Origin of the sequence: Streptomyces sp. B15 (genome assembly GCF_018070605.1) — a bacterium.
Classification (GTDB): domain Bacteria; phylum Actinomycetota; class Actinomycetes; order Streptomycetales; family Streptomycetaceae; genus Streptomyces; species Streptomyces smyrnaeus.
On record NZ_JAGPXJ010000017.1, the window covers coordinates 93,582 to 104,065 of the forward strand.

A 10,484-nucleotide genomic window follows, 5' to 3' on the forward strand; every position below is an offset into this window, starting at 1 on the left:
CACGCCCCGGCGTCCCGGCCGGCGACCGTTGTGCCGAGTCCGGAGAACCTCCTCGACGGCCCCGGCTTTCAAGCAGCGCGACGCACACACCGGACGCCACTGCCCCCGTTTCACTCCGCGGCGTCCCCGCCCCGACGTGCCCGCTGGTCACGCCGCCAGAGTTGGTAGGCAATCATCGTCAGCACTGCGGAAATCGGCACCCACAGCATCTGGTACCAGTAGAAGAACGGGATGCCCATCAAGGCGGGGCCGGTCTTGGCGTAGGAGCCGACCCACAGCATCGCGACGAACGGGGCGACGAGACACAGGGCGATCACTACCCGGGCCGGCGTGATCACCGCTGGTTTCATTTGAGGTCTCCCCGGCATTACGGAGGCTCCCTTCCCTCGCCGACTACGCGAACAAAGCAGGACAGCAAACCGGTCGAGCGGTCACACGGCTGAGGCGCAGGGCACGAGGCAGTCGGGGAGGGTTCGGGGAAGTGACGCGAGAACCCCGCTGCCGGACCCCGCACCGGAAAAGATGACCCCCCGCTCCGAGGGCGTCTGGTTCAGCACCCACAGGCCGATCAGCGTGGCCAGTGTGAACACGACCGCGATGAGCACCGCGAGGACGAGCCTGCGCCGACGCTCGCGGCGCAGCCAGTCGCCGCGCGCAGTGCTGTAGGCGTCGGGGGCACCCCGCACCCCGTCCGCGAGCGCGGCCAGGGCCTCGCCCAGTTCCCTCTCCGTCCGGTCGGGACTGGTGTCGTTCACTTCCGGGCCTCCATCGCCTGGGTCAGCGCTGCGATACCGCGCGCCGTATGCGTCTTGACGGATCCGGAGGAAATGCCCATCGCAGCGGCGATCTCACTTTCCTTCAGCCCGAGCCAGTGCCGCAGCACCAGCGCCTCACGCTGCCGGGTCGGGAGCTGCCGCAGCGTGTCGATCAGCGCACGCTGATCGTCGCGCAGCAGCGCGGTGCTCTCGGCCGAGGCGACCATCTCGTCGGGCGATCTCACCGCGTGTTTGCGTGCCATTTGCAGATGGCGTATCCGCATCCGCGTCAGGTTGCAGACCGTGGAGCGCAGATAAGCCTCAGCTGCCGCAGTGTCCCGCAGCCGTCGCCATCTGCGGTAGATCTGGTAGTAGGCCTCGGCGACCACGTTCTCCGGATCGTCGGCTCCCAGCAGCACGGCGAGTCGCAGCATCGGGGTGTAGTGCAGCTCGAACAGCCGAGCCACACCGGCCTCCCTTTCCGCGTCTGCGGGGTCGTCGATCGCGGAGGCGAGTGCCTCGGCTGCAACCGCGGGCTGCGGCACGGGCACAGGGATGCCGGATCTGTGTCTCATGGGTTGTTCGCTCCCGTCTCGCGGCGCCGCCTGACGGTCAGACGCGGGGGCAGGTCGGTGAGGTCGGCGCCGCGCGGGATGCGGAGACGTTCGAGAGCGACGCTCCCGGCCACTGCGACAGTCAGATTGAGCAGCAGCGCGACGAGCCCGACGTATATCTCCAGCGGTCCGGCATCCGTGCCGATCGGCACGATGGGCGAGAACCCTTCCCGCACCACGAGGAACGTCCCGGCCACCATGCCCACGCCCCACCCGGCAAGGAGGGCCCGGGGGTGCAGCCATCGGGTGTACAGCCCCACGGCCACAGCCGGGAAGATCTGAAGTATCCAGACCCCGCCGAGCAACTGGAGGTTGACGGCGTCCTGATCGCGTAGCCCGAAAACGAACGCCACCGCGCCCACCTTCGCGGTGAGCGACACCAACTTGGCGACGCGAACCTGCCGCTTGGGCGTGGCCGTCGGATGGACGTACTCGACATAGACATTGCGGACGAAGCTGGTCGCGGCCGCGATCGACATCACCGCAGCCGGGACCAGCGCCCCCACGGTGATCGCTCCGAACACCAGCCCGGCCGGCGCACCCGGCATCAGCCGGTCCACCAGCATCGGCACGGCCGCCTCGGCCGCGCCCTCCGGCGCCCGCACCCCCACCGCGAGCGCAGCGATCCCCAGGAACCCGAACAGTGCGAGCAGCCCGGTCCACACGGGCAGCGCCACGGCGGTCTTGCGCAGGGTGCGCGAACCGTCGGAGGCGAAGCCCGCCGTGAGCACGTGCGGGTACATCAACAGTGCGAGCGCAGAGCCCAGGGCGAGGGTGGCGTAGGCGGGCTGATGAGCAGGGCTGAGGAGCAGCGCGGGAGAGCCCAGCTGCTGGGCGGCGCCCTCGAAGACCGCACCCGGACCACCGAGCCGCACCAGGACCAGCCAGGTCACGGCGGTCAGTGAGACGAAAACGGCGACCGCTTTCAGCGCGGAGATGACGGTCGGCGCCCGCAGCCCGTGCCGGTAGGTCGCCACCGCGAGCCCGGCGAACAGCGCCACCATCACCAGATCGCCGGTCGCGCCCCGCGGGTACATGCCGCCGGCTGTCAGCACCGCGCGTATGCCCAGTAGCTGCAGCGCCAGATACGGCATCGTCGCGAGGATCCCGGTCAGCGCGACCACCAGGGCCAGTGGCGCGGATCCGTACCGCCCGCGCACGAAGTCGGCCACGGTGATGTAGCCGTGCCGGCGGGCCACCGTCCACAGCCGGGCCAGCAGGACGAAGACGAGCGGGCAGACGAGTACTGTGTAGGGCACCGCGAAGAACGCGGGCGCGCCGTTACCGTACGCCAGTCCTGGTACGGCGGTGAAGGTGTACGCCGTGAAGATCGTGCCGCCGAGCAGCACCCAGGTCCACAAGGGTCCGAGACTCCGGTCGGCCAGCGCCCAGCCCTCCAGGGACGGAAGCCGGTCGTTGGGGCGCAGGCGGCGCGCGGTGACCGCGAGCAGCGACGCCCCGGCGAGCACCGCGAGAAACGCCGCAGTCATGGCTGTACCGGCCATGGGTCACCGTCCTTGGTGTGCCTGTTCCCTTGCGCAGACGTGCACGGGCCGCCGGACCGGAGGACAGGGATCGACATCCGCCGGAAATGTACTGTCAACCCTGCCGACGGGTGGAGATCTCCTGCACACAGGCCTACAGCGGCCAGGAGAGGATCGTAGGCCATAGCGCATACCGTGCGTCACCGGCTACGGTGCGTCACGGTCACGCCATGTCGTTGATCGTGGCCCGTCGGGGGCCTGCGGCGGGCCCGCCCTGGACGCCGTGGTAAGTCGGCGCGGAGCCGAGGTCGGCCAGCACGCGCTTCTCGGTACCAGTTCGCCCAGGTGCCGGTCGCATACCTGTGCCTGCTGGCGGTGTACACGCGATGGGCCGGCGTCGGTGCTGAGCCGCGCGTACCTCGCACGCCGCCTCAAGGGGAAGGCGGACTGACGACGCCCGTTTCTACCCGCCGGGCTGGCGGTACTGCTCGGACTCGTGCGTTCTGGTGTTCACCGCTACGGCTGCCTCGGAAATCCAGGAAACCGGAAACCCGAAAACCGAAAGGCGCCGCCGACGCCAGCGCCGCTCTGCGTCTTGCGACGAGACGGAAGGGGCGACGAGCTGATGCGCAATCCACTATTGGTCATCACCGATGCTCGTGCTCGCGGCCGGCAAGGAGACCGTCTCTCTCAGCGTTCACGGAAACCGCCGAGGAAGCGGCGAAAAAGGCCGCCCTCGGGGGCCAGCGGGGGTGACGGCGGCGGAGCAGTGGGCTGGTGGCGGGCGATCGGCTTGTCGTAGTCCGTCCGCACGATTGCGTCGACGGTCTGATCGAGGTCGAAGTCCTCGGAGCCCTCGATGGACGGCACAAAGCCGACCAAAGTCCCGTTCTGCATGACCTGTGCTTCGAGGCCCAGGGTGCCGTCCGTGTCCCAGGCGGCCTCACGACCACCCTGCAGAACCACGCGCACACCGATCTGGTAGACACCTTCACGGGCCAGGTGAGCGTCTACGCCACGCTGCCGCAGTGCGTCCACAACTCGAAGCGCTCTGTTCTCATCCACGTAAACATGGTAGCTCTCGCCATTGTTGTGACGCGCCGAATGCAAGGTGATGCGGGAAGTGCGTACCAGGCGTCGTGAATATCCCGGGCGAGTTCACCTGCCGAGACAATGAACGCCTCCATGGTCGGGAACCGCCGAGCGTTGACTGCGTAAAGCAGCGAATCTCTTCCACGGAGTCGCCATGTCTCGAAAATGCTGCAGAAGTGTGAATCCGAGGCGATCATGGCGTCGGCCGCCCTGCGATTCGCCGATGCGAGTCGCCGAGTCGGACGCACGCGCGACGCGGTTGCGGCGACGTGAGCGAGGTGGCGCACGGCGACGGGCGGGTTCCGGTGCCTCATGCGGTGGGGCCGGGCGCGGAGGGCCGCTTGGTGGTGTCCCGCCGGGAGATGGCCTCCGCCACCTCATCAAGGGCGGAGCGCAGGAAGGCACCATATGCGTCCTGGCGGAGGTTGTGGGCGTGCTCTTCAGCCGCGTTGATGTGCTCGGTGGCCGCATCGAAGGAACCGAGTCGGCGGTAGTTGTCGGCCAGGTTGAGGTGGAGGGAGGGGGAGAACCCGGCGAGGTGGAGGCTGGCGTGGTGCTCCTGGACGCGCTGCTCGGTCATGGCGTCGGCAGCGTCCAGGGCCCGTACGTCCCAGGCGAGGGCCTGGGCAGGGTCTTCGTAGAGATCTGCCAGGTAGTGGGCGAGTGAGCAGCGGTGCAGCGGGTCGCCGGTGACGCCGATCGCCGACCACAGGTTCAGGAGCTTCCGGCGGGCGGAATGGGTGTTGCCCCCTCGGCCTTCGGTAACGGCCTGGCTGATGGCTTGCATGGTCGGGTCGGGGCAGGCGGGTGCGGCAGGCATGACGTTTTCCTCGGTGTCGTTCTCAGGCTGAGTGGTCGAACTTGACTGGCATGGCCAGGGTGGTGAGATCGCCGCGGTCGGCGGAGCGGATCGTGACGGGCTTGTCGTGTCCTCTCAGGTCGAGCAGCACGTCGGGACCGATGGCTGTGCTCACGGCGGGATAGAGCGTGGTCATCTCGAACCGGATCTGGAGAGCCCCACCCGTCACGGTGGCGGGGAGCTGAACGCCGGGGTCCTCGTCGTTCGAGGGTCGGAGGTTCACCCCCTGATCGGAGACGTGCAGCGCGACGCGTTCGCCGGGGTGTTCTTCCAGAGCGCGCAGCAGAAGATCCTTCGGAACCATCGCGCGGGTGCTGATCTCGCCCAGGGACGCGAGCATCAGCCGGTGATCGGGGAAGTCCTCGGACAGCAACCGGCAGTGCCAGTCCTCCCGCTCGGGCATGCGCAGCCAGATCCCGTGCGGTGCCGTTTCGATGCGGACCATCGCACTGCGCCTGACCGTGGCGACAGCGGCCCGCAGGTCGTCGCCGTCGACCGTGCCGACCCACGTCTGCTGCGCCGCCCGCGCCGGCACCAGGGTCCGGGTGGAGAGCCGGTACCGGTCGGTCGCCGTCAGGGCGACCGCCTCATGATCCGCCTCGATGTGCAAGCCGGCGATCAGTGCCATCCCAGGCTCGTGCGCCGTCGCGGACAGGACCTGCTCCACCGCATCCGCGAGCACGGGACCCTTCAGCATGGCGATCAGCAGACCGGGCACGTCACCGCCGAGCGCGGACTTGATCACGGCGGCCTTCTGCCGTGCCGTCGCCGCGTCGTCGACGATCTTGGCGACATGCTCGTCGAGCAGTCGCACTGCGTCGTCGGCCCCGGCGTCGAGGACGGCCTCGACCGCGGGGAGGGGCATGGCGATCTCGCGGAGCTGACGCAGCGCGGTCGCCCGTGCCACCTGGTCAGCGCCGTAGTAGCGGTAGCCCGAGGCCGGGTCCACTTCGGCGGGGGGCAGCAGCCCGGAGTCGGCGTAGAACCGCAACGCGCTGGGCGTCAGACCACTGCGTTGGGCAAAGACCCCGATTGGCATCAGTTCAGAATTCGGCACGTCGCCATCATTGAGCTTCAACCAACTCGAAGGTCAACATCGACGTGTTGTTCCACCGCGATGCCCTGCTGACGGCGACCGGCAGGCTGCGCCTGGCCCGGTGTGTCGTCGAGAACGGATGGCCTGGCGGCCGCAGCGAGCTGCACGTCAGCCCGATCCGGTCATCGACGTGACGAGCAAGTCGCTGGGCGCTCACGGCTCTCCCATGGGGACCGTAGTCACCGGCGCGGCTCGCGGCTTTCCCACGTGGATCGGACTCATCTGCACGCCGGCGCCATCGCCCCGGCGAACGCCGCGCTGATCACCGCGCAATCCCGTATCGAGCCGACTCTGATGAAGCCGGCAGTTTCAGGTGTTCCGGCTGCTCATGTGGACGATGATTCGCTCGTCGGGCACGCTTCGGTCTCGTCGACCGACCTCGCCGACCGCCCGGTGGGTCCGGCTGCTGCCGGAGGGCGCCGATCCGGCGTGGACGGCGTACTGGACCGGCGGTGGAGACGGCGACCGGCACATCACCGGTCATACCGGTCATTCAGCGGGACGACGACCCGTCCGGCGGACAGCGGCAGATCGATGGGAGCGAGAGCCTGTGTGCCGTCCCACAGAACCGCTTGCAGGCACTCCTGGATCGTTCGCGGCTTCCCAGTGCAACGATCTCGATGCGTGCCGACTCCCGTAGCCCGCACGGCCGTTGGGCCGGGCAACGCGGAGGGTGCACTGCCGCAAGATCCCGCGGGGAGCGGCATCACCTGCTGGTGTTGTTAGCCGTGCATCGCATCTGGCAGAGCACGCGTTCACCCCATCGGCTCCGATGTGTGTCTCATGGCGGTGTGTCGGCGCGGTTGTGCTTGTGTGCGCGGACCTGTTCGAAGTCAGGGAGCCCGTCGAGTTGCCGTACCGCCCTCGCGGTGCGGTAGTTGCGTTCGAGCCGGGCTCTGTGCCGGTCGAGGAACGTCCAGTAGCCCACGGTGTACGGACAGGCGTGCTCGCCGCCCCGGTCGCCCGGACGGTAGGAGCAGGGCCCGCACAGGTCACTCATCCGGTTCAGGTAGGCGCCCCCGGAGGTGTACGGCTTGGTGGTCATCCGGCCCCCGTCGGCGTACTGGGACATGCCGACCACGTTGGGGGCCATGACCCAGTCGTATCCGTCCGCGAAGCAGCGGTGGAACCAGTCCGTGACGGCCTGCGGGTCCCAGCCCTGTTGGAGGGCGTAACTGCCGAGACCCATGAGCCGGGGGATGTGGTGTGTCCATCCGGTGTCCCGCACCTGGGCCAGTACGGTGCGCAGGCAGCGGGCGCGGACCGCGTCCGCCTCCAGCTCCTGCCACCAGCCGGGCAGTGGGTCGGTATGGCGCAGGACGTTGGAGTGCCGGTACTCCTCCCCGAAGTACCAGTACAGCTGCCACACGTACTCGCGCCAGCCGGCGATCTGCCGGATGAAGCCTTCCACGCTGTTCAGCGGTGCCTGTCCGTTCCGCCATGCCGCCTCCGCCCCGTCCACGCATTCCGCCGGGTCGAGCAGGCCCAGGTTGAGCGACGAGGACAGCAGACTGTGGCTCATGACCGGGTCGTCGGCGAGCATCGCGTCCTCGTACGGCCCGAAAGTGGCCAGCCGGTGGTCGAGGAAACGCTTCAGGGCGGTGCGGGCCTCCCGTCGGGTGGCGGGGAACATTCTGGGCCCGTCGCGGCCGACGAAGGTAACGTCGCCATCCTTCTCCCACTGGTCCAGATCGCGCCGGACCTCGTCGTCGATCGCGCTCTCCTGCGGCCGGTACGGGGCGGGAACAGACAGGGTGGGAGTTCGGCGCGGAGGGGGCTCCCGGTTGTCCTGGTCGTAGTTCCACCTGCCGCCGGCCGGAGTGTCTCCGTCCATCAGCAGATCATGCCCCCGCCGCACCCACCGGTAGAAGTCCTCCTGGCGCAGCCGTTGGCCGCCTTGGCCGTCTGCCCACGCCGTGAAGTCGTCGACGGGAACCAGGAAGCCGCGCGCCGGGCCCATGGCGACTCGGGGCAGCGAACGCACGAGTCGCACGGCTGCGTACGAGGTCGGCCGGTGGACGGTGACCGTGTCGTTGGCCGCCGCCTGTGCCAGCCCCTCCCGATAGGTGTCGGCACGTACGTAGGTCACCCGGTCCCCGAGTTCGGCTGCCCGGTGGCGCATTGCGGAGAGCACGAGGTGTGCCTTGGCGCGGTGGAAGCGGCGGCGCCGGAACACTGAGCGCGCCTCGATCATCAGGAGGGGCGTGTCGCGTGTGAGGCCACTGTCCATCGAGGGGCGCAGGAAGTGGGGGCCGAGCTGATCCCCGAAAAGCCAGTGCATGATGTGTTCCCTCGTCGCGGTGCCACCGTGTGCGTACTCGGAATGCCCGGGGGCCGTGGGCCGGATGGAGGAGCGGTTGCTGGCACGTGATCGGCTGCCGTTCACTCTCGGGCAGGCGCGGTTGTCCTCGGCCCCGGTCCGTCGCGCGCTTGGAAGCCTGGTCCCCGGTGCCCCTGGACGCCACCAGGTCTCACGCTCCGCATCCCTCGCCCCACGACGCTTTCCGGCGATCGCCGGCCGAGTCCGTTCAGCTTCGTCATACCGTTCCTGTCGGTCGCCTCCGCTGTGGCGGCCTCTCACCCGCTGGCCGTCCGTCCGTGTCTCTGTCGTTCCTTCAGCAGCTTGCTCCGAGAGCCACCCGGGTCGTTTCCCGGCTCCGTCACGCCAGAGCCACCATGCATGTCGCAGCGGTGCGGCAGTTGGCAGGAGGAGGCCGCTGGGGCGGAGTGGTGGCCTCGTCCGGACGCCGCCAGGCGATTACCGCATACGCGGCGGGGGCGGTGAGTCCGCTACCCGTTCGAACCACCCGTTCAGCCGGTGAAACCGCCCGTTCAGCGGGTGGGTACCGACCCCGGAGCTGCGGACTGCTCAGACGGGCGCCTGTGGCGCTGATCGGCTCTCGGTGCGATGTCTTGGACTGTCGCGGGGGCGATGACGGTGCCGTTGTTGTCCGTCGAGGTGGTCGGCTGCGGGATGGGTGCTGCCCTACGCCGTGGAGCGGCGAGTGTCGCAAGAGCCGCCAGGGCTGCCAGTGCGAGGAGGGCGCTGACGACGGCATAGGTGTGGGACGTTGTCGCGAGCCCGTACAGCTGGGTGGCGGCGCCCGCGGCGACGGCGGGCAGGCTCATCGCGAGGTAGCTGAGGACGTAGTAGGCGGCCAGGGTCGTGGCGCGGTCGGCCTCCTCGAGCGAGGCGAGGATCATGCGCAGCGCCCCCTGTGAGACGGCGCCGAAGGCCACGCCGGCCAGGGCCGCGCCGCCGTAGACGGCGGGCAGTCCGGCGCCGTGCAGGCCGCCCAGGGTCAGCGCGGTGGCGGGCAGCACGGTCACGCAGCCGCCGATCGCTGCGGTGGACGGCGCCGTACGCCGCAGCGTCCACACGGTGAGCGCGGCGCTGGCGCTGAGAGCGAAGAAGACCATGCCGCGAGCCGCCTGCGGCGCCTCGGGCGCCACCAGGCGCACCAGGGCCGGTCCGAGAGAGGAGTAGAAGCCGCCCAGCGCCCAGATGGCGACGACCCCGGTGCTGACGGCCAGCAGGGCGGGGCGGGCCGTGGCCGGGACACGGAGCCGTGGGCGCAGCGACCGCAGCGCACCGGCACGGCGGGCGGCCGTCTCCTCGGTGAACGTGACCGCGAGCGCCTGGGCGACGAACAGGGCGGCCAGCAGTACGTACACGGTGACGGTGGGGGCGGGGGCGAAGGCGACGAGGAGCGTGGCGGCAGGACGCCGGTTGCCATTCCGGCGACCGGGGCGATGCTGTTGGTCAGGGCCGACCGGCCTGGGCGACGAGGATCGTCCAGGTCGAGTAGCACCGCTCCCGCGGCACTGGTGGCCGCGCCTGTGGCAACCCCTTGCAGGACCCGGGCGGCTATCAGGGGCGCCGCACTGTCCGCCGATGCCAGGACGACCATGGCGGCGGCCTCGACGAGCAGGGCTCCCGTCAGCACTGGGCGCCGCCCCAGGTGGTCGGAGAGCGCTGCGGTGGTGAGCAGGGCGAGCAGCAGAGAAAGGGCGTAGGCACTGAAGACCACCGTGACGACGAGCGCGGAGATGCCCCACCGGTCCTGGTAGAGGGGGTACAGCGGCGTCGGGGCGCTGGACGCGGCCAGGAGCGCCGCCAGGATCGACGTGTCGAGCGCGAAAGCAGCCCTGCGGCTTCTCGCACGGCTCGCCGCTCCCGCATCGTCTTCCGCGCAGGTCGTGGCAGTCATGGGGGAGCGGCATGCGGGTGGTTCGGGTATCGCGGGCGGATCGGACAGGACGCTGGGCATGGGTTCCCTTCCGAAGGTAAAGGCAATCCATTAGCTTTAAGTACCGTAAGGTTCGCTCGCAGCTAAAGCAAATTATTAGCTTTTATGGTTGGGGTCGCCGGTCGCCCGGTTGCCCCGGTCCGACCGGAAGAGAACGCGTATCCAGACGCCGCAGGCGCCCGTTCTGGCGCCCTCCGTCGGAAGATGCGTCTTGGGCTCTCGGCCCGGTCCCGGCCCGGTTCTCGTGGCTCGCGCCTTGGCGGAGACCCTGTTCCGTGGTATCCGCGCTTGTCGCGCCTCGGACCGTACCGGCCTCGGCCCCCGCTCCGTGGCA

At 69.4% G+C, this 10,484-nt stretch carries 9 protein-coding genes and 1 pseudogene; all 10 read right to left on the reverse strand.

Features of this window, described 5'->3' with window-relative positions; genetic code table 11:
• Positions 1-110: 110 nt before the first annotated feature.
• Positions 111-350, reverse strand: a complete 240-nt coding sequence (locus KBY19_RS11045; RefSeq protein WP_247690847.1) for a DUF3311 domain-containing protein — start codon at positions 348-350, stop codon at positions 111-113.
• Between the two features lie 81 nt (positions 351-431).
• Entirely contained in the window at positions 432-755 is a 324-nt protein-coding gene (locus KBY19_RS11050) for a hypothetical protein (protein ID WP_185015903.1), read from the reverse strand.
• Positions 752-1,330 (reverse strand): sigma-70 family RNA polymerase sigma factor, encoded by a 579-nt coding sequence (locus KBY19_RS11055; RefSeq protein WP_099876817.1) that lies wholly within the window; start codon positions 1,328-1,330, stop codon positions 752-754. The genes KBY19_RS11050 and KBY19_RS11055 overlap by 4 nt, the downstream gene beginning before the upstream one ends.
• Positions 1,327-2,874, reverse strand: coding sequence for a sodium:solute symporter (locus KBY19_RS11060; RefSeq protein WP_099876814.1), 1,548 nt, complete (start codon positions 2,872-2,874; stop codon positions 1,327-1,329). Before KBY19_RS11060 ends, KBY19_RS11055 begins: the two co-directional genes overlap by 4 nt.
• Positions 2,875-3,543: 669 nt before the next feature.
• Entirely contained in the window at positions 3,544-3,918 is a 375-nt protein-coding gene (locus KBY19_RS11065) for a hypothetical protein (RefSeq protein WP_210965675.1), read from the reverse strand.
• Between the two features lie 337 nt (positions 3,919-4,255).
• Complete coding sequence (locus KBY19_RS11070) at positions 4,256-4,765, reverse strand: hypothetical protein (protein ID WP_210965676.1); 510 nt, start codon at positions 4,763-4,765, stop codon at positions 4,256-4,258.
• Between the two features lie 22 nt (positions 4,766-4,787).
• The gene (locus KBY19_RS11075; protein WP_210965677.1) at positions 4,788-5,861 is read right to left on the reverse strand and encodes a MerR family transcriptional regulator; all 1,074 of its coding nucleotides are present in this window, start codon (positions 5,859-5,861) and stop codon (positions 4,788-4,790) included.
• Positions 5,862-6,681: 820 nt separating this feature from the next.
• A complete protein-coding gene (locus KBY19_RS11080) occupies positions 6,682-8,181 on the reverse strand; it encodes a cryptochrome/photolyase family protein (protein WP_210965678.1) in 1,500 nt (499 codons plus the stop codon).
• Positions 8,182-8,732: 551 nt separating this feature from the next.
• Positions 8,733-9,575, reverse strand: coding sequence for a hypothetical protein (locus tag KBY19_RS36415; protein ID WP_247690863.1), 843 nt, complete (start codon positions 9,573-9,575; stop codon positions 8,733-8,735).
• Positions 9,576-9,679: 104 nt separating this feature from the next.
• Positions 9,680-10,171, reverse strand: a pseudogene (locus KBY19_RS36420) (MFS transporter); the annotation flags it as partial.
• Positions 10,172-10,484: the final 313 nt, after the last annotated feature.

What these genes read in the sequence shown, in the direction of transcription:
- KBY19_RS11045 (WP_247690847.1), bottom strand. Translation starts at nt 350, where the DNA reads ATGAAACCAGCGGTGATCACGCCGGCCCGGGTAGTGATCGCCCTGTGT.
- KBY19_RS11055 (WP_099876817.1), bottom strand. Translation starts at nt 1,330, where the DNA reads ATGAGACACAGATCCGGCATCCCTGTGCCCGTGCCGCAGCCCGCGGTT.
- KBY19_RS11060 (WP_099876814.1), bottom strand. Translation starts at nt 2,874, where the DNA reads ATGGCCGGTACAGCCATGACTGCGGCGTTTCTCGCGGTGCTCGCCGGG.
- KBY19_RS11070 (WP_210965676.1), bottom strand. Translation starts at nt 4,765, where the DNA reads ATGCCTGCCGCACCCGCCTGCCCCGACCCGACCATGCAAGCCATCAGC.
- KBY19_RS11080 (WP_210965678.1), bottom strand. Translation starts at nt 8,181, where the DNA reads ATGCACTGGCTTTTCGGGGATCAGCTCGGCCCCCACTTCCTGCGCCCC.